This is a genomic window from Actinoallomurus bryophytorum (assembly GCF_006716425.1).
Lineage (GTDB): Bacteria > Actinomycetota > Actinomycetes > Streptosporangiales > Streptosporangiaceae > Actinoallomurus > Actinoallomurus bryophytorum.
Genome location: NZ_VFOZ01000001.1, coordinates 4262065 through 4282263, shown reverse-complemented (window position 1 = coordinate 4282263; position 20199 = coordinate 4262065). Strand labels below are relative to the sequence as shown.

Below are 20199 nucleotides of genomic sequence, written 5' to 3'. Positions count from 1 at the left end.
GGTCACCGGGTGCCGTAGTTGTACAGCGGCTTGGCGACCGGGTCTTTCTCAGAGGTCGTCACGACGCGAACCACGCCGAACGAGGTCAACATGGCCAGTACGGCTCCAGCGAGTACCGCGGCGGCGATCCGCATCATGACTCCTCGGGCGGTGATGTTTCAACGAGGTTACTAGTCGGTACTCTCACAGACCAGATAAATGTCACAAATGTAATAAACCACGCAATGTAGACAGGCAACTGCGCTGGGTGTGCCTCGTGCGCCTGGACGGCACCTGGAAGGCGGTAGAGCGCCAGGTCCGGCCCGGAGACCACGCGCTCCGCGCCGGCGAGCCGACTGTCCGGTGCCCCGGCGTCGATGGCGACGTACCTTACGCCGTGGGCGGCCAGCGCGGCGGTCAGCGGGGCGCCGGACCGTACGAGAGCGTCCAGCTCGCGTGCGCGCGGATCCTCCGCGGCCAGGTCGATGGCGCGCCCGCCGGGCACGGCGACGCGTACTCCGTCGTTGACGATGACCCGGCCGGGCAGGAAGCGCGGCAGCGGGTCCAGCACCCGTCGTTCGCCGTTCCAGGGGTAGCCGCGGTAGGCCTCCCAGGGCAGCACGAGCACGTCACCGGGGTCGGCGGCCACGACCGTACGTGCCCGCGCCCAGTCCGCCGGGTAGTGGACCGCACGCAGCCGCCCGCCCGCTCCCCAGGCCAGGCCGGGGAGAAGGAGCAGCGGAAGCAGCAGGGCGGGAGCCACCCAGCCGGGAAGACGGCCGACGGCCATGCCCGCTCCCGCCGCGACCAGGACGGCCAGCGGCGCGACGAACTGCTGGCCGTCGCGCAGCAGCGCGAAGCCGGACCACAGCCCGATCGCGCCGCGCAGCACGCCGGGTGCGACGACGCCGAGCGAGGCCAGGACGAGACCCGCCGCCGCGGCGACCACGAGTCCGCGTATCCGGTCGCCGCGGGCGTACGCGACCACGGCGACGGCCACCACGAGCAGCCAGATCAGCGCGGTGAGCAGACCACCGTAACCGCCCGGCACCGTCTCGGCGTTCCAGGCGCCGCCGAGCAGCAGCAGGCTCCCCAGCGCGCCGAAGGGTGTGTCCGCGCGGGCCGCGAAGGCCGCGACGCCCGCCGCGTCCGCCGGTGCGCTCGACACGCGCAGCAGGCTCGGGACCAGCCACGGCAACGCCACCAGGAGCAGCACCGCCGCCGTGGCGAGCAGCGACCGCGCGCCCCTCCAGCCGACGGTCAACGCGACGAGACCGGAGACGGCCAGCGCCGCGAAGCCGCCGACCGCTGCCGGCAGGAGCGCGAGCGCCAGGCGCCGGTGGTCGCCCCGCGCCGCCGCGGTGACCACGAGGGGAAGCCCGGCGTACCCGAGGAGCAGGGCCCACTGGCCGAGCAGCAGGCGTTCGGCCACGAAGGGGTTCCAGGCGTACACGACGCCGGCCGCGAGCCGGGGCAGCAGCCGCTCCGAGGGCACGAGCGTGGACGCCGAGGCACAGGCCAGCACGAAGATCGCGAGCAGGATCGCCTTCTGCACGAGGTCGGCCGGTGCGAGGTGGGACAGCGCGGTCACGACGGCGTCGCTGGGCACGTGCCGTGGCAGCATCCCGGTCAGCCCGAACGTCGCCCTGGAGAAGACCGGGTGCGGCACGAACACCATGTCGTAGGACAGCACGAACCCCGGGGCCAGTCCGGGCCCGACCGCCAGCGCGCCGAGCACGAGCCCGGTGCCGGCCGCGGCAGCCGTGTGCCGTCCTCGCATGGGCCGTCCTCGCATAGGAGCAGGAACGCTACCTCACGGATCGCGCGGCAGGCCGAGCAGGCGCTCCGCGATCACATTGAGGTTGACCTCGGTGGTGCCACCGCCGATGGTCATCGCGCGGGAGGCCAGCAGCAGGCGGGTCCAGTGCCGTCGCGGCCCGTCCGCGTGGCCTCCGGTCAGGGCGCCCTCGGCGCCGAGCAGCCCGAAGCCGTACTCGGTCACCCGCTGGCCGTGCTCCATGCCGACGAGCTTGCCGACGTTCGCGGTCGCGCCGGCGTCCACGCCGGACAGTTGCTTCAGCGTGGCCCGCACGCCGAGCAGCGCGAACACGTGCGCGCCGGCGGCGAGCCGGCCGAGACCGTCCCGCACGACCGGGTCGTCGTCCAGGCCGAGGTCGCGGACCAGGTTCACGAGGCCGGGCAGCTCGGCGCCGAGCTGCCAGCCCGTCGACAGGTTCACGCGTTCGGCGGTGAGCGTGCGGCGCGCCACCTGCCAGCCGGCGTTCACCTCGCCGACGACCATCGCGTCCGGCACGAACACCTCGTCGAGGAAGACCTCGTTGAAGATCTCGTCCCCGGTGAGCTCCTTGAGCGGGCGCACCTCGATGCCGGGCGTGGTCATGTCGACCAGGAAGTAGGTGATGCCCTTGTGCTTGGGCGCGGCCGGGTCCGTGCGCGCGACGCAGATGCCCCACTGGGCGTGCTGGGCGAGCGAGGTCCAGATCTTCTGCCCGGAGATCCTCCAGCCGCCTTCGACGCGTTCCGCCCTGGTGCGCAGCCCCGCCAGGTCCGAGCCCGCCCCCGGCTCGCTGAACAGCTGGCACCACACGATCTCCCCGCGCAGCGTCGCGGGCAGGAAGCGTTCCTGCTGTTCCGGCGTGCCGTACGCCGCCAGTGACGGAACCACCCAGGCACCGATCAGGAGGGCGGGCGGCCGTACGCCCGCGGCGCGCAGCTCCTGGTGGATGACGACCTGTTCCAGTGGCGACGCGGCGCGGCCCCAGGGCCTGGGCAGGTGCGGCTGGACCCAGCCGCCGTCGGCGAGTGCGGCGACCCGGTCCTTGTCGTTCAGCGCGGCCAGGGCGGTGACCTGTTCGTGGATCTCCTGCCGGAGGGGCTCGGCCTCGCCGGGCAGGTCGAGCTCGTGGCTCCGGGCCACCCCGGCCAGCGCGAGCCCGGCCACCCGCGCGTGCCCGCCCCGGCCGAGGAGCGCGCGGAGGGTGAGCGCACGGCGGTAGTACAGGTGGGCGTCGTGCTCGAACGTGTATCCGATGCCGCCGTGCACCTGGATGCAGTCCTGGGTGACGGCGACCGCGACGTCAGGGACCAGCGCACCCGCCACCCCGGTCGCGTACGCGGCCTGGCTCCCGCCCTGGCCCACCGCGTGGGCCGCGTCCCAGACGGCGGCGTGGGCGCGTTCGAGCTCGATCAGCATGCGGGCGCACTTGTGCTTGATCCCCTGGAACTGCCCGATCGGCCGGCCGAACTGCTCACGCGTCCTCGCGTACGCCGCCGCCGTGTCGACCGCCCAGCCGGCCACGCCGCACGCCTCGGCCCCGAGGACCACCGCCGCGACGCCCAGCACGTGTTCTCGCGTGAGCCCGGTCAAGATCCGGTCCACGGGGATCTCCACGTCCGTCAGCGCGACCGCCGCCACGCCGCGCAGGAGATCCAGGCTCTCCAGTGGTGCGACGGCGTCCAGCTCGTCCCGGCGCAGCGCCACCCACGTCTCGTCGGCCCCGGTCGCGACCGGGGCGACGAAGATGTCGGCGTGCCGTCCGCCCAGCACCGGCTCGGTGGTACCGCTCACGACGAGTGACCCGCCGTCGCGCCTTCCGGTCAGACCGCCCGCCAGCGCCACCGCGCCGATCGCGCCGCCGTCGGCGAGGGCGGGCAGCAACGCCTCACCGGCGCCCGCCGTGACCAGGACCGCGCTCGCCAGGACGCTCGCGACGTAGGGTCCCGGCGCCGCGGCGCGTCCCATCTCCTCGACGACGACGGCCAGCTCGACCAGGGAGAAGCCCTGGCCGCCGTTGCGTTCCGGAATGTGCGGGCCGAGCAGACCCTGGCCGGCGAGCGCCTGCCAGTAGGCGGGCCGAGCCTCGGGTTCCCGCTCGACCGCCGCGCGTACGACCTCGCGCGTGACGTGGCGCGTCGTGAAGGCGCGCACCGAGGCGGCGAGTGCCTGGTGCTCCCCGGTCAGCCCGATTCCCATAGGGTCCTCTCGCTCGTCCGCGCCGCCACCTTAGATCAAAGCGAACGGGATTCGGTATAGGCCGCGTCGATCAGAGCCTCGGGCAGGTGCGGAACCAGCCCGGGCCGACGGTCACGCCGCGTGCGGGCGGCGCCGCGTACCCGCGGCGGAAGACGCCGAGCGGGACCGACACGAACCTCGGGCGGTAGACCGAGGCCTGGCGGAGGTTCTGCGGCACGCACTGGCCGTCCACGAGCGTCGTGTTGACGTTGTAGGACATCACGATCCGGCCGTGGCCGCCGAGCTCGGGGTGGACGCGCGCCTGGTAGACGAACCAGCCCGACGAGACCTCCGGCGCCCGGTAGATGACGGCGCTGTCCGCCTCGCGGAACGGGCCGGCCGGGGATCCGGCCAGGTAGGCGATCATGGCGCCGTCCCCGAGGTCCGCCGACGGCCGCCGGGTCACCAGCGCGTAGCCGTCACCGACCCTCGCCATCCCGAACCCGCTGTCGACGGGGGTCGGCAGCTCCGCGGCGCGCGACGGATCCGCCGACCAGCCGGTTCCCGTGTCGTACCGCCAGGACGGAACGTCGGTGACGTGGCCGCGCGGGGCGCGCGCGACGTACAACCACTTGGGGCGGTCCAGGCGGTCCAGGTGCCCCCGGTAGCCGTAGACGTAGGTCCACGATCCCTCGTCGAACAGCGCCGCGCCCCACATGACGGGAGTGCGCGCCGGCGCGGGCCAGGCCTGCGGCAGCTCGCGCACGCTCTCCAGCCGCAGGCCGGGCAGCGAGAACGTCGCCAGGGCCACACCCTGCTCGGTGAAGTCGAAGTCCGCGCCCGAGCCGTTGAGGCGGTGGTAGAACTCCACCAGCTTGCCGCCCTCGACATGGCCGGCGCCGGCCCAGTACCAGCCCGGCGTGCCGAGCGGCGGGCGTACGGGAGTGTCGGCGGGAACCGTGGTCAGCCGGTCCCCGTCCTGCACGACCAGGGAGTTGCGCACGAACCCGGCCCCGCTGCGCGACCCGTCCGGGTTCACCGGGCCGAGATAGGTGTCGGAGAAGAACCACGCGACACGTCCGTCAGGGAGGCGGACCGAGCTGGTGCCGTCGGCACCGCTCCACTGCCCCGGGCCCGCGGCGTCACCGGCCCGGGTCCAGCGGGAGTTCATCGCCGCGTCGGAGACCGCGGCGGGGTCCTTGGCGGGCGAACACGCGCCCAGGACGAGCGTCGCGCACGCGAGGACCCGCGCGGCGTCACGAGCTCGGAACATCGGCAACCGGCATCATCGTCATGGGCTGGTGCCTAGATGCTATTCGGTCAGAGCCGGCCGGTTCCCAGCCATACGGCCACCGCGGCGAGCACCAGAAGAACGATGTTGAGCCCGATCTCCCGGACTTCGCCCCGGGCCAAGTGCAGCGTCATGCCGCCGACCTGTACGAGGGCCAGGCCGACCGCGGCCGCGACGGCGAGCCAGACCGCGATCCCCGTCAGCGGCGGCAGGAGGAGGCCGAGCGCGCCGAGGACCTCCAAAGCCCCGATGAGCCTGACGAGTGGCAGGGGCACGCTGTCGACCCAGCCCATCATGGGACGCAGCCGCTCCCGGTCCTGGAGGAGTTTCTTGCCACCCGCATAGACGTAGAACAGTGCGAGGAGTGCGGCGACGATCCAGTACGCGACGTGCATGGAGATCCCCCGTGGTGGTTACGGGCGATACCACCACCCAGGCACCACGACCGTCCAAGACCGATCAGATGGGCTCGATACCGAACGGATATCGTCACCGGTCATGGAGCTACGCACACTGCGCTATTTCGTAGCCGTCGCCGAGGAACTCCACTTCGGCCGGGCCGCCACCCGGCTGCACATGAGCCAGCCGCCGCTGAGCCGGGCGATCAAGCTGCTGGAGACCGACCTCGGTGCCGCGCTGTTGCATCGCTCCGCCAGAGGCGTCACGCTCACCCCTGCTGGGGCGGTGCTCCTGGACGAGGCGCGCACCCTGCTCGGCCAGGCCGACCGGGTACGCGTGCGCGTGGTCGCGGCGGCCGGCACCGCGACCATCACCATCGGCATCCTGGGCGACAGCACCGACCGGGGCGCGACGCGGCTGGCCGCCGCGTACGGCCGGCGGCACCCGGGCGTCGAGGTCCGCATCCGTGAGACCGACCTGACCGATCCGACCTGCGGGCTGCGCGCCGGACTGGTCGACGTCGCTCTGACCCGCGGGCCGTTCGACGAGACCGGCCTGAGGGTGCACGAGTTGCGCGTCGACCCGGTGGGCGCGGTGCTGCGCGCCGACGATCCGCTGGGCCGCCGCGACCGCCTGAAACTGGCCGACCTGGCCGACCGGCGCTGGTTCCAGTTCCCGTACGGCACCGATCCGATCTGGCAGTCGTACTGGAACGGCGGCGAGCCTCGCGAGGGTCCGGTGGTGCGCGCCGTCCAGGAGTGCCTGCAGGCCGTGCTCTGGAACGGCACGGTCGGGATGGCCCCGCTCGGGCACGACCTGACCGCGGAGCTGGCCGTGGTGCCGCTGGCCGACATGGCGCCGAGCCGCGTGGTGGTGGCGTGGAACGAGGGCGACGCGAACCCGCTGGTCCAATCGGTCGTCCAGATCGCGACGGCCGCCTACCGCGACTGAGCGCGTTTGAGAAGCTCCACGGGGTCGCGCCCGAGCGTGGCCGTCGCCTCACCCCGCTCGACACTGGCGACCAGTGCCACGTGCCGCTCGTCGGAGATCTCCTCGGCCTCGTCGGCGAGGAGGATCGGGATGCCCGTCTCGACCTGGTATCCGCGTCGCAGACGCGGGTTGTACAGCAGATCGTCGCCGGGCAGGTACAGCAGCGCGTCCTTGTCGACCGGGCACGCCAGGAGCGGAAGAAGCCGCTCGTCGAGCGGCGCCGGCTCCTCGGCCGGGTCGGCGATCGTCTCCGCGCTCATGACTCGCGCCGGAGGATGAGCAGGAGGTTCCAGGTCAGCAGTTCGCGCAGCACCGGCAGCCGGACGACGAAGCCGCACCAGCGCGGGTAGTAGCGCGGCCGTGCCTCCAGGACCGTGACGTCGCCGCGGGAGCGGACCAGCCGCAGGACCCGGCCCGCGCCGACGGCGAACAGGCTCGTGCCGTACCGGTTCTTCGGCGGCCGCCCGTGCCGTCGGGCGTAGCGGCGGGCCGCGAACGTGCCGCCGAGGAAGTGCCAGGGAGAGGTCTCGTGGCCGCCCCAGGGCGAAAGCCAGAGCGTGTACGAGAGGTAGACGATTCCGCCCGGCCGGGTCACCCTCACCATCTCGTCGATGAACGCGCCCGGGTCCGGGACATGTTCGAGGACGTTGGAGGAGAAGCTGACGTCCGCGCTCGCGTCCTGGATGGGGAGCCGGTAGCCGTCGCCGACCACGGAGTTGCGCCGGGGCTCGCCCCGCTTGCGCAGCTCGCCGGGGTCCGGCTCCACCAGGAGGCCGTTCGCGCCGCGGTCGCCGAAGGCGGCTGTGAAGTACCCACTGCCGCCGCCGACGTCCACGACCGTACGGCCGGCCAGGTCGGCGTGGCGTTCGACCTGGCTCACGGCGTCGTCGGCCAGCATCGTGTAGAAGCCTTCGGGATCGGACTGCTCGCTGAGAAAGCCGCGGAACAGCCGCAACGAGCGGAAGCGCCCCTGGTCCGCGGGGCGGCGCGGGGGTGTCCGGGTCGACGAGGCACGGAGGGCCATTCGGTGTCCTGGTGCGGGAGCGTGGGTGGTTCCGACGAAGCTAGAGCACTCTTGACTGATCGACAACAGGGCTCAGGCGCCGTTGACATTCCATCAATAACCCCCACAGAATGTCGCAAATCGGTCCGAGATGCTGATCGACCGGCCGCGGACGGGTGTCCGGCCGGTCTCGCCGCGGCGATCGACGATGGGTCGCGGAAGGGAGCGGTCAGGGTGACGACCGGCGTTACTGGCGGGCGTGGCGGGCTCCGGCACTTCTATGAGGATCCACACGTCCCGGTCAGCTCCGGCTCGGACCGTGCCCACCGGCAGCTGCGGATGCTCAAGGCCGTCCTCGCGGAGGCCGACGGACAACAGGTCATCGTCGACGTCGGCTGCGGCGACGGCGCCGCCACCGGTATGGTGCGGCGCCTCGGGCACACCGTGGTGGGCGTCGACTGGTCGATGATGGCGCTGCGGCACGCCCGGCGCCACGACCTGCTGCTGATCCGCGGCGGGGTGGACGCGCCCGGCCTGCCGCTCGGGGACGGCACCGTGGACCTGGTCATCCTCAGCGAGGTGATCGAGCACCTCGTGGACACCGACTCGGCCATCGACGAGCTCCACCGGGTGCTGCGGCCCGGCGGCCGGCTCCTGGTCTCCACGCCGAACCTCGCCGCCTGGTACAACCGCGGCCTGCTCGCGCTCGGCATCCAGCCGATCTTCTCCGAGGTGAGCCTGCGCGGCGTCTACGGGCGTCCGGGCAGTCAGGTGGCCGGCCACCTGCACATGTTCACCAAGCGGGCGCTGACGGAGTTCCTGACCGCGCGGGGCTTCGTCTGCGAACGCGTGGACGGCGCGCCGTACCAGGACGTGCCGGGCGTGCTCAGGCCGCTGGACCGGCTGCTCTGCCGGTGGCCGTCCGCCGCCAGCATCCTGCTCGTCCAGGCCCGGCGCGCGTGAACACCGGAACGGCCACGGACCGGCCGTGATCCTCGGCGTGGTGTTAGCGCTCGTGACCACGCTCGCCTACAACGCGGGGTTCGTCCTGGAGAAGGGCGCTCTCTCCTCGCTGCCCCCGCTGAACATCCGGCTTCCGCTGAACCTCATGCGGATGCTGGTGACCAACCCTCGCTGGATGGCCGGGTTCGGCCTGATCGCCGTGGGGCTGGCCGGCCAGCTCGTGGTGCTCACGCGCATCCCCCTGACCGTCGCCCAGCCGCTGTTCTCCTCCGGGATCGTGTTCCTGCTGCTGCTCACCATGACGGTCCTGGGCGAACGCCTGACCTCGCACGAGTGGACCGGGCTGGCAGGGATCATGGCCGGGGTGATCTGCGTCGTGGCCTCGCTGAACTCGCGCACGGACACCGTGGGGACGGGCGGCCACGTACTCCGCGTGCTGCTGATCGCGGTGCCGTCCACGCTGGCGGGCATCGGCGTCTTCGTGGCGGCGGGCCGCCGCGGCGGGAGGCACCGCCGGCCCGCCGGGGACGTGCCGTACGGGCTCGCGGCCGGCATCGTCTACGGCGTCGCGGGCATGGTCGTCAAGGGCCTGTCCGCGTCGATCGACTTCCACGGTCCGGAGACGATCGCGGCTTCCGCCCTGGCCTCGCCGTACCTCTACCTGCTCGCGCCGATCACCCTCGCCGGCTTCCTGATCTTCCAGACGGCGTTGCAACGCGGCCGCGCGTCGATCGTCGCGCCGGTCTCCACCGTGGTCTCCACGCTCTACACGGTCGTGGCCGGCACCCTGATGTTCGGCGAACGCCTGCCGGCGGACGCCGTCGACCTGGTACTACGCCTGACCGGCCTCGCGGCGATCGCCGCCGCCCTGTTCTGGCTCCCCCGCCGGGCCCGCGCCGCATCGGCCGGTGCCGACCTGGCCGATACTTCGATAATCGATATATAGTCCGCTCATGCGCGCGATGAGCGAGGCGACGTACTTCATCCTGGCGGCGCTGATCGAGGGTCCCCTGCACGGTTACGGCATCATCAAGCGCGCGGGCGAACAGTCCGGCGGCCGGGTGCGCCTGGCGGTCGGCACGCTGTACGGCGCCCTCGACCGGATGACCGCGAGCGGCCTGATCGCCGTGGACCGCGAGGAGACCGTCGACGGGCGCCCCCGCCGCTACTTCCGCATCACCGACGACGGCACCGCGGCCGTCACGAAGGAGGCCGAGCGAATGGCGGCCGCCGCCCGCATCGTACGGCTCAGGCCGGCGAGCGCGTGAACACGGAAGACTGGTACCGGTGGCTGCTGCACGCCCACCCCGAAGGGCACCGTGACGAGCTGCTCGGCACGCTGATGGAGACCCACGAGGGACGCCGGGCGGCCTCCGCACGCGAGAGTCTTGCCCTGGTGCGCGGCGCGTTCGGCGCCCACGCGCGTCAGAGGTCCGCACGTCCGGTCCGATGGTGGGTCGACGGCCTGCATCTGGCGGCCTTGGGTCTCACCATCGCCGCCTTCGGCAGCGTGCTCACCGAGCTGCGTGATGCTCCCGTACGGCCCATCGTGTACGCGGTGCTCGCGTTGGCCGTGCTGCGTGGCCGGTTCCGTCCGGCGCTGCCGATCGCCGTGCTCCTCGCCCTGCAGAACGACCTGGGGGGTCTGGCCTGGATGAGCCAGGCCACCGACCGGCGGTTCGGCGCGTCGCTCTGGCTGACGGCCGCCGTCCTGCTCGTCCTCGCCGTACGGGACTCGCGCGGCCCCTCGCATCCGCGTTCATGGTGGTGGCTCGCCCTCCCGGCCGCCGGGCTGCTCGACGCCTTGTTCCTTTTCGTCTCGCCACTCGAGCTCCAGGCGTTCACGGAGGTCGGCCTGCTGTTCGCGGGCCTGTGCGCGACCGTGGCGGCACGCGACCTCCGCTGGTCTCTCGGCGCCGCCGTCTACGTCATCCCCGGCGTGTTCGGTGACTTCGACGACCCGCACACCCGGATGCACAGCACCATGAACGTCGCGTACTACGGAATCCTGCTCGCCCTCCTCCTGGCCACGGCGGCCGCCGCCCGGCAGGGACACCGCCGCGTCTGAGGGGCTGCGGCTCGCCGATGAAGCCGGTCCCCCAGGGCCGCGCCGCCACGTCGCTCGAGCGCACGAGATCCCCACATCGTCCTCCGCGGACCAGCCCGAGTAGACGATCTCCGCCGCTCCACGGAGCCTGTCGGTCCGCTTCTGTAAGCTTCGGATGGGTGGAAGGAGGCAACCGGGATGACGGCACAGCCGCATGATTTCGTCTCTGGCGACACGTCCGAACCGGCCAAGAATCTACGGGCCATCCGCGCCGCTCTGGTCGTGCCCCAGGACCGTGAAGCTTTCGATTCCGGCCTCAAGGCGGTGCTCGATGAGGTCCGTACGAGCCTCGACCTCGGTGCACTGAATGACTTCGTGCACCGCTGGTGGATCTCGGCCTGCGACTCCACCCGCGACCTCGAGGGACGCCGAGAGATGCATGCCCGCGCTGGACGCATCGCGGCCGGTGAGACGGTCCCCCAGGGAAGGCCGTGGCGCGAGCTTCTCTCCGAACGCGAGAACGGACGGTAGGTGTACCGGCTGACGCTGGACCCGATCGCCGAGGAGCAGATCAGCGCGGTCCCGGAAAATGCCCTGCGACCGCTCGCAGAACTGTTCGTCCTCTTGGAGACCGCGCCGTGGAGCGGTCACCCGTTCAATCCGGCCAATCCCCGAGGCAACATGCTCACGCATGCCTTCGGCGAACGTGGCCTTGCCACCTATCTGGTCTTAGAGGACCAGGACGAGGTGTACCTGCTCCGCATCGAGTGGCCTTGACCACGTACAACATGACAACCGCACGTGGTCTGTGGGAACCCGCCCGGCAGGGACACCGGCACGTCTGAAGAGCTGCGGCTCGCCGAAGAAGCCGACCCCGTCTCAGGGGCCGGCTCCTGACTCGCAGCAGTGCTACTTGCCCGGCTCCGGGTCGCGGGGCAGGCCGAGCATGCGTTCGGCGATGACGTTCAGCTGGACCTCGGTCGTGCCGCCGTAGATGGTCATCGAGCGGCTGAACAGCATGTAGCGCGCCCACAGGCCCGTCGCGGCGGTCATGTCCTCCTCCGACGCCATGGCGCCCTGCGACTCCCAGATGAAGTCGGCGGCCTGCTGGTTGAACTGCACGCCCAGCAGCTTACGTACGCTCGCCTCGGCGCCCGGTTCGTGGCCGGAGATCTGCTTGAGGGTGAGGCGGAGGCCGAGCAGGTCGATCGCCTGGCCCTCGCAGAGGTACTCCCCCAGCTCCGCGCGCTTGACCGCGTCCAGGTCCTGGGGCTTGAAGAAGCCCAGGAGCTCCTTCGTGCCGGCGCCCAGTGAGCCGGAACCGCTGGACAGCTGGACGCGCTCGTTGCTGAGGGTGTTGCGGGCGACCTTCCAGCCCTGGCCGACCTCGCCCACCACGCGGTCATCGGGCACGAAGACGCCGTCCAGGAAGACCTCGTTGAACATCGCCGCGCCGGTGAGCTCGCGCAGCGGACGGACGTCGACGCCCTCGGACTTCATGTCGACGATGAAGTAGGTGATGCCGTCGTGCTTCTTCGGCTCACTGGAGCTGCGCGCGATGCAGATCGCCCACTCGGCCTGCTTGGCGACCGAGGTCCAGATCTTCTGGCCGGTGAGCTTCCAGCCGCCCTCGACCTTCTCGGCCTTCATCTGCAACGACGCCAGGTCCGAGCCCGCGCCCGGCTCGCTGAACAGCTGGCACCAGATCATCTCGCCGCGCAGCGTCGGGGCGAGGAAGCGTTCTTGCTGCTCCGGCGTGCCGTACACCACCAGCGAGGGGACCACCCACGCGCCGATCCCGAGCTGCGGGCCCTTCACGCCGGCCGCGCGCAGCTCCTGCAGGATCAGCACCTGCTCCATCGGCGGAGCCGCCTTGCCCCACGGCTTGGGCAGGTGCGTGAACACCCAGCCCTCGTCGCCCATCCTGGCGAACCGCGCCTTCTCATCGGAGATCGCGGCCAGCTCGGCGACCTCGGCGCGGATGCGGTTACGCAGCGGCTCGGTGTCCTCGTCCAGCTCCACCTCGACCGCGCGGCGTACGCCGTCGAGCGCCAGCGTCGCGACCGAGCCGGCCCAGTCCTTGGCCGGGCCCAGCAGGACGCGCAGCGTCGAGGCGCGGCGCAGGTAGAGGCCGGCCTCGTGCTCCCAGGTGAAGCCGATGCCGCCGAGCACCTGGATGCAGTCGCGCGCGCACCGGAGCGCGGCGTCCGGGGCGATCACGGCCGCCACGCCGGCCGCGAAGCCCGACTCCTCGGCCGGGTCGTCGGAGGCGCGTGCGGCGTCCCACACGACCGCGCGGGCCTTCTCCAGCTCGATGAGCATGCGCGCGCACTTGTGCTTGACGCCCTGGAACTGCCCGATCGGCCGGCCGAACTGCTCACGCACCTTCGCGTAGCTCGCCGCCGTGTCGACGCACCACGCGGCGATGCCGGCCGCCTCGGCGCCGAGCAGCAGCGAGGCGAGATCGAGGACCTCCTCGCCCTCCAGCCCGGTCAGGATCCGGTCGGCCGGAACGGTCACGTCCGCCGCCTCGACCCGTGCCACCCGTCGCGTGCGGTCCAGGCTCTTCAGCGGGGTTACGGTGAGCGCGCCGGCGTCGACGGCCACCCACTCCTCGCCGTCGTCGGTGCTGACCGGCAGCACGATCACGTCGGCCAGCGCCCCGCCGAGCACCGGCTCGGCCGTGCCGCTGATCGTCAGGCCCGCGTCGGTACGCCGGCCGGTCAGACCGGTGGCCAGGCCCAGCGCGCCGACCGTGCTGCCGTCGGCCAGACCGGGCAGCAGCGCCTTGCGCGCCTCGACCGACTCGTCGGCCCGCAGCAGCGCCGCGCTGGCCAGCACGGTCGGCAGGTAAGGGCCGGGCACGACCGCGCGTCCGAGGGTCTCCAGGGCCACCACGAGCTCCAGCAGGCCCGCGCCCTGGCCGCCGAACTCCTCGGGTACGTGCAGACCCAGCAGACCCTGCTCGGCAAGGCCCGTCCAGAAGGCGGGACGGCTCTCCTCATCGGCATCGAGCGTGGCGCGTACGACGCTGACGGGCGCGTTGCGCTCCGCCCATCCGCGCACCGCGTCGGCCAGTGCCTCGTGCTCCTCGGTCAGCCCGATGCCCATCTCAACACCCCATTCGCGACGTCCTCTTGCGGCCTACCCTAGAGGCCGCCGGGCGCTTGTTGGAATGGGATTCGGCGTGAAACGTACCGCTCAGTAGCTTCTCTGAGACCCCAGACGCCCCAGTGGTCACCTGCGACCACCGGGGCGTCTCCGATCGGGGTGGGTCAGCCGACCCGGAGAGAGCGCACGACGAAGTTGACGTCGGGCCAGAGCTTCTTGTTGGTGTTGGGCACCGACATGAACAGGACCCCGGGGGTCTTCCTGCCCGTGTTGACCAGCGCCACCGTCACGACGTCACCGGTGGCCTTGGTCCCCGGGCGGTGGTAGGTGACGTAGTCGCTGACCAGCCAGCCCTTGTGCCCGCCGAGGTTCAGCGGCTCGGAGGCCAGCAGCCTCTTCTTGTGCTGGAAGTTGAACATCCGTGCCTCGTACACCTGGGCGGCCTCGGCCGTGGCGTCGCGCTCGCTGCCGGGTCCGTTGTAGGTGTCCGCGGCGGCTCCGGACAGCTCGGCGCTCATCAGCCTGGCCCAGTGGTTCGGCCGTACGCCGGACTTCTCCGTCACGGCGAACTGGCTCACGCTGAAGCCGAGCTCGTTCATCGGGCTCTTCTTCGGCGCCGGCGCCCACGGCTTGGCGAGCCGCGGGTAGGACAGGCCGGAGCGCGGATCGGTGACCCGCCCGACCGTCTTCGTGTGCACGCCCTTGAACCTCGGAAGCTGCTTGCGCGGCAACGGCTTGTTCGTCGGCGCGTGCGCGGGAGTCTGCGCGGGCGCCTTCGTACGGGTGGGCGCCGCGGCGTTCGACGCCTGGCTGTCACCGTTGCCCTTGAGCACATAGACGCCGGCGACCGCGATCAGACCTGCCACCAGGACGCCGAGCCCGAGGTACAGCGGACGCCGCGAGTGGCCGTCCTCCTCATGGGACATGCCGCCACCACCGTCAGGCGGCCCGGTGGGGTTGCCGTTCTCGTCCCGCATCCAGTCGGGCAGCCGCAGGTTGCCGCTGCTCGGCTTGCCCGGCTTGGGCGGCGGCCCGGAGGGTGCGACCACCTTGTCCCACATCGGCGGGTGGTCATCGGAGGCGAAGAAGTCGTTCTCCGCCGCCTCGTCCTCGGCCGTCACGCCCTTTTCCGGGGCGGGCGGACGGGGCGGGACCTCGAACGCCCCGGTGCCCGGCGCGCCCGTCTCGTCGCGCTCGGAGGTGAAGGAGCCCGACCCGTAGGAGGACTCGCGCGCGCCGTACGGCTGGTCGTCGTACGACCGGTCCCCGAACGCCCTGTCGCCATACGGCTTGTCCTCGAACGGCTTGTCCTCGAACGAGCTGGAGCCGAACGAACCGGAGCCGAACGAGTCGAAGGAGCTTCTGCCGGGCGCCGACCCGCCCGAGTCCCCGTACGAGCTCTCCCCGAACGAACCGGACCCGAACGAACCGAAGGACGACTCGTCCGAGCCGGACGATGACCCACCCGGCTCGCGGAAGGACTCGCCGAAAGAGCCGGACCCGAAGGAGGGCTCCTCCTCGGCATCCCGTACCCCGGTGCCGAAGCGCGGCGTCGTCCCGTTGGGTCCCGGGTCCTCCGGCTCCGGCGGCGAGACCGGTTCCTCGGCCGAGAAGGTCGTGCGGTTGACCGGCTCGAACGGCGACCGACCCATCGGCGCGGCGGGCTCCTCCGGCGGAACCGCCGGGAACCCTCCGGTCGGTGACTCGTCGTCATCGGTGGCGGACCAGGACTCAGACGGATCGCTCACGGACGGAAAGCCCGGTGTGTCGTCCTCATCTCCCGAAACCGCTGGGAGTGGCCCGGTGGTGTCATCGGGCGTGGAGTACTGGTCGCTCTGGCTGGTGGCCGGGCGCCACTGCCCGGCGTCCCCCTGATCCGACATGCCGCACAGGGTACGTGAAGATCAACATTTCTCGCTTACGTCACTAATTACGCTCCGGCCACAGCTTGTTATCCACAGCGTGGCATCGAGGTTACGGCCGCCTCAACCGACATCCGCCGACGACAGGCCCTGACGTGCGGAAACACCCTGGTCCGCAAGGCGTTCGCGGGCGAGGAGCGTGCCGCCCGCCACGGCGCCCGGCATCGCGATCAGCGCACCCAGCGGAATGAGGAACACCACAAAAACCGAGGCACCGAACCCCACCGCGAGTGCCCGGTTGCGGCGCAGCAGCGCGAACCGGTCCCGGCGGCGCAGGCCACGGCGTTCGAGGGGGATGGAGGTGAGCTCGAGCGTGAGGAAGTAGCCGGACACGCACGCCGCGACGACCGGCACGACGGTCTGCCCGACGACCGGCAGGAAGCCCAGCGCGAAGAAGACCACCGCGAACAGCCCGGTGATCAGCCCGACGATGACGGCGTCGCCCAGGCCGTACATCAGCTGCCGCCACAGCGACAGATCCGCCTCCGGGGGCAACCCTCCCGCCGACTCCTCGACACGTCCGGAGATGCTCTCGTAGAAGGGCTCGCCGACGAGCAGCGTGACGCCGGTGAACGTCACGATCGAGATCATGATCGCGGCGCCGAAGAGGAGGATCGCCATCAGCACGCGGACCGTGTCGCGCGGCCCGGCGGACCAGTGGTCGGCGAACGGGCTCGCGGCCTTGACCAGATCGGTGAGGTACACACCGAGAAAGGTCAGGCCGACGATGTACACCACCAGCACGATCAGCGCCGGGATCAGGCCGAACAACCACTGCCCCGGGCGGCGCGCCGCCCAGCCGAGCCCACGGGTGAAGTAGCGCACCCCGGCGATGAAGTTCTTCACCCGCCAAGAGTAGGAGCAGAGGACCGCGGCGCACAGCCTTCCCGTGCCTCGGCCGCGCGCCGGATGTTGCGCTGCATCCGGCCGAAGATGATCCCGTGGAACGGCCGTACGCCCCACCAGTAGAACTGACCGGGCAGCCCGCGCGGGTGGAAGAGCGCCCGCTGCCGGAACCAGGTCCGGCCGTCCCGCTCGATCGCGGTCAGGTCGAGCCACGCGAGGCCGGGCAGCCGCATCTCGGCCCGCAGGCGCAGCAGATGCCCCGGGTCGAGCTCCTCGACGCGCCAGAAGTCCAGTGAGTCGCCGATGCGCAGCCGGTACGGGTCGCGGCGTCCGCGCCGCAGCCCCACACCGCCCACCAGGCGGTCGAACAGGCCACGCGCGGTCCAGGCCAGCGGCCAGGAGTACCAGCCGTTCTCGCCGCCGATGCTCTCGATCACCTGCCACAGCGCCTCGCGTGACGCGGCGACCGAGGACTCGCGCACGTCGACGTACAGGCTGCCGCCGGCCCAGTCGGGGTCGGTCGGCAGCGGGTCGCTGGCGGCGCCCGGCACGGACGCCGAGGACCAGCGGGTCGCGACGTCACCGCTCCCGATGCGCTTGAGCGCCAGTTGCACGGCCCGGTCGAAGCCGGTCAGGCCCTCCGGTGGGTCGGGCACGTACTCGGCGATGTCGTGTTCGTGGCAGACGACCTCGTGGCGGAGCGAGTCGACGAGCGGCCGCGCGATGCCGCCCGGTACCGGCGTGACCAGGCCGACCCACAGGCTGGACAGGCGGGGCGAGAGCACCCCGACGGGCCTGATCCGGCGGGGGCGCAGCCCGGCGATGGCCGCGTACCTGCGCATCATCTGCTCGTACGTCAGGACGTCCGGCCCGCCGATGTCGAAGGAGCGGTTCACGCCGGGCGGCAGGGCGGCGCAGCCGACGAGGTAGCGCAGCGCGTCGCGTACGGCGATGGGCTGGATGCGCGAACGGACCCAGCGTGGCGTGACCATCACCGGCAGGCGCTCGGTGAGATAGCGCATCATCTCGAAGGACACCGAGCCCGAACCGATCACCACGGCGGCCCGCAGCGCCGCGGTCGGCACGCCCGAGGCCAGCAGGATCTCCCCGACCTCGGCGCGCGAACGCAGGTGCTCCGACACCTCCCCGTCGCCGGACGGCGCGAGGCCGCCGAGGTAGACGACGCGGCCCACCCCGGCCTCCTTCGCCGCGGCGGCGAAGACACTCGCGGCGCGGCGGTCGGTCTCACCGAAGTCACGGCCGCTGCCCAGGGCATGGATGAGGTAGTACGCCACCTCGACGTTCTCCAGCGCCCGTCGCATGGACTCGGCGTCGGTCAGGTCCGCGCGCACCACGTCCACCCGGGAGCTCCAGGGCTGGTCACGCAGCCGTTCCGGGGACCTGGCCGCGCAGCGTACGCGGTATCCGTGGGCGAGCAGCTCGGGTACGAGACGCCCGCCGATGTAGCCCGTCGCCCCCGTGACGAGGCAGAGCGGGCCGTCGGCGTTCTCGGTCTCAGATGCCACGTGCTCTCCGGAATCTCTTCACGCCCTCGTCCAGGTCGACGATGGGCTCGGGATAGTCGAGTCGCCGGCGTTCGGCGTCGGGCAGCAGCCACGGCCGGTGTACGGGCGCCCCGTCGACCTCGCGCAGCTCGGGCACCCAGCGGCGTACGTAGTCGCCATGGGGGTCGAAGCGTCTCGCCTGCACCAGCGGGTTGAGGATCTGGCCGGGACGGGTGCTGGCGCCGGTGCCGGCCACCCACTGCCAGTTGAGCTGGTTGTTCGCGACGTCACCGTCGACCAGCAGGTCCAGGAAGTGGCGGGCTCCCACCCGCCAGTCCACGTAGAGGGTCTTGGCGAGGAAGCTGGCGGTGATGAGCCGGCCGCGATTGTGCATCCACCCCTGCTCCGCGAGCTGGCGCATCGCGGCGTCGACCAGCGGATAGCCGGTACGCCCCTCGCGCCACGCCGCGGCCTCCGCGTCGTCGGCGCGCCACCGGTCTCCCCTCGGCCGGTAGTCGGCGCGCGCGATCACGGGGCGGTCCGCGAGCATCTGCCGGTGAAAGTCGCGCCAGGCGACCTGCCGGACGAACGCCTCCGCGCCCGTACCGCCCCGCCCCACCGCGCGGTGCACGAGCTCGGCAGCGGAGACGCAGCCGAAGTGCAGGTACGGCGACAGCCGTGAGGTGGCGTCGGCGGCCAGGTCGTCGTGCAGGTCGGCGTACCGGTCGATCGGCCCGGCCAGCCACGCCTCGGCGCGGCGGCGCGCCTCGCTCTCGCCGCCCGCCGGCAGTTCGGGTGAGGGACGGCCGGGGGCGAAGCCGGACGCCTCGGGCAGTGGCTCGGAGTCGACGTCGGGCACGGAGACCTTCGCCGGCGCCGCCAGAGGCCGGCGCACGCCCACGGCACTCCACCGGCGGAAGTACGGGGTGAACACCGCGAAGTGCTCCTTGCCGCCCGGGGTCACCGCGCCGGGCGGGACCACGGTGAGCGCGGCCTCGTGCACCCGCAGCTCCCGCCGCGCGGCCGACAGCGCCGTACGCAGCCGCTCCTCGCGGTTCTGGGCGAACCCGCTGACGTCGCCCGCGACGTGCACCTGCCCGGCACCGGTCTCCTCGGCGACCCGGCAGACCTCACGTACGACGTCGCCGGAACGCACCACGAGCCGCCCGCCGTACTCCCGCAGCGCCCGGTCGAGGTCGGCGAGACAGCCGGTGAGGAACGCCGCCCGGTTGGGCGTGACGAACCCGGCTGCGCGCACCCCGTCGTCGAGCACGAACAGGGGCACCACCTGGTCGGCCGAGTCGAGCGCGCCACGGAGCACCGGGCTGTCGTGGGTCCGCAGGTCGGCGGTGAAAAGAGCGATCGCGACGGTCATCAACCAGGGCCCTTCCCCCTTCCGGCCAGGATCAACGCATTGGGAGCTCCGGGTAGGCCTTCCCGCGGCCGCACAGGTGCTCACGGACACGTCCGACCAGTCCCGCGCCCGTCTCCAGCAGCGTGGTCAGCCGGTTCTGCGATCCCGCGTCGAGCCGGCTGGGCGCCCTCTCCTTGGCCTTCCTGGCCAGCTCGCCGAGAACGACCAGCTGCTCCCGGCTCACGTACTCGCTCAGCAGCGGGAAGATCCGCTCCTCCTCATCGTCCATGTGGCGGCGAGTGTCGGGGGTCAGCCTGGCCAGCAGGTAGGAGAAGTGGTCGTCCGGTAGGTCCGGCGCCTCCAGCTGTCGCAGTATCCCCTCCAGCCACTCGTGCTCGATGATCGCCTGCTCGACGATCCAGGCCCCGTCTGGCAGGTACTCGAGGGACGCCGGGTAGAGGTAGGCCTCCTCGGCCACCGCGTGCCGCACCATCTCGACGATCAGCTGGTCGGTCAGCGTGCGCCGCAGGCTCTCCCCGCCGGACAGGAACTCCACCTCGACGAACAGCTGTCTCAGCTCGCGGTGATCTTCCTTGAGCATGCTGATCAGGTCATCGGGTCGGTTCATGACGCCTCTCTGGCTTGTCGCCGATGGCCCCTCATGTTCGCCCTGAGATCCGGGTGCGGACGCGTCCGTGATCTCTTGCGGCCCTGCCCGTCCGCCGGCCCGGCGAAACGCCGCCCGACGCAAAACCGCAGGTGAGGGCCACCACGGCTCTTAATCGCTCGCCGATGGTGGCAGGGGCGCTCACACTG

Annotated in this window: 20 protein-coding genes; 7 read left to right on the top strand and 13 right to left on the bottom strand. The window is 71.8% G+C overall.

The features are described 5' to 3' along the window. Positions 1–2 precede the first annotated feature (2 nt). The 5 genes from FB559_RS46255 to FB559_RS20230 all read right to left on the bottom strand — a co-directional run bounded on the left by FB559_RS46255 (position 3) and on the right by FB559_RS20230 (position 5638). Positions 3–137, bottom strand: a complete 135-nt coding sequence (locus FB559_RS46255) for a hypothetical protein (RefSeq protein ID WP_281286272.1) — start codon at positions 135–137, stop codon at positions 3–5. Beyond that, positions 134–1759: an MmpA family trehalose lipid delivery protein gene (locus tag FB559_RS20245; protein WP_141957080.1), complete on the bottom strand. Its 1626-nt coding sequence runs from the start codon at positions 1757–1759 to the stop codon at positions 134–136. The genes FB559_RS46255 and FB559_RS20245 overlap by 4 nt, the downstream gene beginning before the upstream one ends. 33 nt (positions 1760–1792) lie before the next feature. Continuing rightward, entirely contained in the window at positions 1793–3973 is a 2181-nt protein-coding gene (locus tag FB559_RS20240; RefSeq protein ID WP_141957079.1) for an acyl-CoA dehydrogenase family protein, read from the bottom strand. A gap of 70 nt (positions 3974–4043) precedes the next feature. Beyond that, positions 4044–5225 (bottom strand): glycoside hydrolase family 183 protein, encoded by a 1182-nt coding sequence (locus FB559_RS20235; RefSeq protein WP_141957078.1) that lies wholly within the window; start codon positions 5223–5225, stop codon positions 4044–4046. A gap of 47 nt (positions 5226–5272) precedes the next feature. Then, the gene (locus FB559_RS20230) at positions 5273–5638 is read right to left on the bottom strand and encodes a DoxX family protein (RefSeq protein WP_141957077.1); all 366 of its coding nucleotides are present in this window, start codon (positions 5636–5638) and stop codon (positions 5273–5275) included. 103 nt (positions 5639–5741) lie between these two features. Here FB559_RS20230 and FB559_RS20225 point away from each other — a divergent pair, with 103 nt between their 5' ends. Beyond that, the gene (locus FB559_RS20225) at positions 5742–6593 is read left to right on the top strand and encodes a LysR family transcriptional regulator (protein WP_141957076.1); all 852 of its coding nucleotides are present in this window, start codon (positions 5742–5744) and stop codon (positions 6591–6593) included. On the opposite strand, the gene FB559_RS20220 is transcribed toward FB559_RS20225, so the two are convergent. Both FB559_RS20220 and FB559_RS20215 read right to left on the bottom strand, forming a co-directional pair. Further along, positions 6581–6892 carry a Trm112 family protein gene (locus tag FB559_RS20220; protein ID WP_221640095.1) on the bottom strand — a complete coding sequence of 104 codons (312 nt, stop codon included), beginning with the start codon at positions 6890–6892 and terminating at the stop codon, positions 6581–6583. The genes FB559_RS20225 and FB559_RS20220 overlap by 13 nt on opposite strands. Beyond that, positions 6889–7656: a class I SAM-dependent methyltransferase gene (locus FB559_RS20215; RefSeq protein ID WP_141957075.1), complete on the bottom strand. Its 768-nt coding sequence runs from the start codon at positions 7654–7656 to the stop codon at positions 6889–6891. Before FB559_RS20215 ends, FB559_RS20220 begins: the two co-directional genes overlap by 4 nt. Positions 7657–7869: 213 nt before the next feature. Between FB559_RS20215 and FB559_RS20210 the strand changes: the two genes are divergently transcribed. The 6 genes from FB559_RS20210 (at position 7870) to FB559_RS20185 (ending at position 11422) form a co-directional block, all read left to right on the top strand. After that, positions 7870–8598: a class I SAM-dependent methyltransferase gene (locus tag FB559_RS20210; protein WP_221640094.1), complete on the top strand. Its 729-nt coding sequence runs from the start codon at positions 7870–7872 to the stop codon at positions 8596–8598. 40 nt (positions 8599–8638) lie between these two features. Further along, complete coding sequence (locus FB559_RS20205; RefSeq protein WP_185792310.1) at positions 8639–9544, top strand: DMT family transporter; 906 nt, start codon at positions 8639–8641, stop codon at positions 9542–9544. A gap of 7 nt (positions 9545–9551) precedes the next feature. After that, complete coding sequence (locus tag FB559_RS20200; RefSeq protein WP_221640093.1) at positions 9552–9866, top strand: PadR family transcriptional regulator; 315 nt, start codon at positions 9552–9554, stop codon at positions 9864–9866. Continuing rightward, the gene (locus tag FB559_RS20195) at positions 9863–10666 is read left to right on the top strand and encodes a hypothetical protein (RefSeq protein ID WP_141957073.1); all 804 of its coding nucleotides are present in this window, start codon (positions 9863–9865) and stop codon (positions 10664–10666) included. The genes FB559_RS20200 and FB559_RS20195 overlap by 4 nt, the downstream gene beginning before the upstream one ends. A gap of 177 nt (positions 10667–10843) precedes the next feature. Then, positions 10844–11176 carry a DUF6247 family protein gene (locus tag FB559_RS20190; protein WP_141957072.1) on the top strand — a complete coding sequence of 111 codons (333 nt, stop codon included), beginning with the start codon at positions 10844–10846 and terminating at the stop codon, positions 11174–11176. Next, positions 11177–11422, top strand: coding sequence for a hypothetical protein (locus FB559_RS20185; protein ID WP_141957071.1), 246 nt, complete (start codon positions 11177–11179; stop codon positions 11420–11422). It abuts the gene before it with no gap. Between the two features lie 132 nt (positions 11423–11554). Here the strand turns inward: FB559_RS20185 and FB559_RS20180 are convergent, their stop codons facing one another. From FB559_RS20180 to FB559_RS20155, 6 genes are all read right to left on the bottom strand, one after another. After that, positions 11555–13756: an acyl-CoA dehydrogenase family protein gene (locus tag FB559_RS20180; RefSeq protein ID WP_141957070.1), complete on the bottom strand. Its 2202-nt coding sequence runs from the start codon at positions 13754–13756 to the stop codon at positions 11555–11557. Positions 13757–13920: 164 nt separating this feature from the next. Beyond that, positions 13921–15639 (bottom strand): hypothetical protein, encoded by a 1719-nt coding sequence (locus tag FB559_RS20175; protein WP_141957069.1) that lies wholly within the window; start codon positions 15637–15639, stop codon positions 13921–13923. A gap of 102 nt (positions 15640–15741) precedes the next feature. Beyond that, complete coding sequence (locus FB559_RS20170; protein ID WP_246121771.1) at positions 15742–16524, bottom strand: EI24 domain-containing protein; 783 nt, start codon at positions 16522–16524, stop codon at positions 15742–15744. After that, complete coding sequence (locus FB559_RS20165; RefSeq protein WP_141957068.1) at positions 16521–18050, bottom strand: SDR family oxidoreductase; 1530 nt, start codon at positions 18048–18050, stop codon at positions 16521–16523. Before FB559_RS20165 ends, FB559_RS20170 begins: the two co-directional genes overlap by 4 nt. After that, positions 18040–19404 (bottom strand): cryptochrome/photolyase family protein, encoded by a 1365-nt coding sequence (locus FB559_RS20160; protein WP_141957067.1) that lies wholly within the window; start codon positions 19402–19404, stop codon positions 18040–18042. The genes FB559_RS20165 and FB559_RS20160 overlap by 11 nt, the downstream gene beginning before the upstream one ends. A 31-nt stretch (positions 19405–19435) precedes the next feature. Continuing rightward, entirely contained in the window at positions 19436–20011 is a 576-nt protein-coding gene (locus FB559_RS20155; RefSeq protein ID WP_141957066.1) for a hemerythrin domain-containing protein, read from the bottom strand. Positions 20012–20199 lie beyond the last annotated feature (188 nt).

Coding starts and splice junctions, on each gene's coding strand:
- FB559_RS46255 (WP_281286272.1), bottom strand. CDS start 137: ATGATGCGGATCGCCGCCGCGGTACTCGCTGGAGCCGTACTGGCCATG.
- FB559_RS20245 (WP_141957080.1), bottom strand. CDS start 1,759: ATGCGAGGACGGCACACGGCTGCCGCGGCCGGCACCGGGCTCGTGCTC.
- FB559_RS20240 (WP_141957079.1), bottom strand. CDS start 3,973: ATGGGAATCGGGCTGACCGGGGAGCACCAGGCACTCGCCGCCTCGGTG.
- FB559_RS20235 (WP_141957078.1), bottom strand. CDS start 5,225: ATGTTCCGAGCTCGTGACGCCGCGCGGGTCCTCGCGTGCGCGACGCTC.
- FB559_RS20230 (WP_141957077.1), bottom strand. CDS start 5,638: ATGCACGTCGCGTACTGGATCGTCGCCGCACTCCTCGCACTGTTCTAC.
- FB559_RS20225 (WP_141957076.1), top strand. CDS start 5,742: ATGGAGCTACGCACACTGCGCTATTTCGTAGCCGTCGCCGAGGAACTC.
- FB559_RS20220 (WP_221640095.1), bottom strand. CDS start 6,892: ATGAGCGCGGAGACGATCGCCGACCCGGCCGAGGAGCCGGCGCCGCTC.
- FB559_RS20215 (WP_141957075.1), bottom strand. CDS start 7,656: ATGGCCCTCCGTGCCTCGTCGACCCGGACACCCCCGCGCCGCCCCGCG.
- FB559_RS20200 (WP_221640093.1), top strand. CDS start 9,552: ATGCGCGCGATGAGCGAGGCGACGTACTTCATCCTGGCGGCGCTGATC.
- FB559_RS20190 (WP_141957072.1), top strand. CDS start 10,844: ATGACGGCACAGCCGCATGATTTCGTCTCTGGCGACACGTCCGAACCG.
- FB559_RS20180 (WP_141957070.1), bottom strand. CDS start 13,756: ATGGGCATCGGGCTGACCGAGGAGCACGAGGCACTGGCCGACGCGGTG.
- FB559_RS20175 (WP_141957069.1), bottom strand. CDS start 15,639: ATGTCGGATCAGGGGGACGCCGGGCAGTGGCGCCCGGCCACCAGCCAG.
- FB559_RS20160 (WP_141957067.1), bottom strand. CDS start 19,404: ATGACCGTCGCGATCGCTCTTTTCACCGCCGACCTGCGGACCCACGAC.
- FB559_RS20155 (WP_141957066.1), bottom strand. CDS start 20,011: ATGAACCGACCCGATGACCTGATCAGCATGCTCAAGGAAGATCACCGC.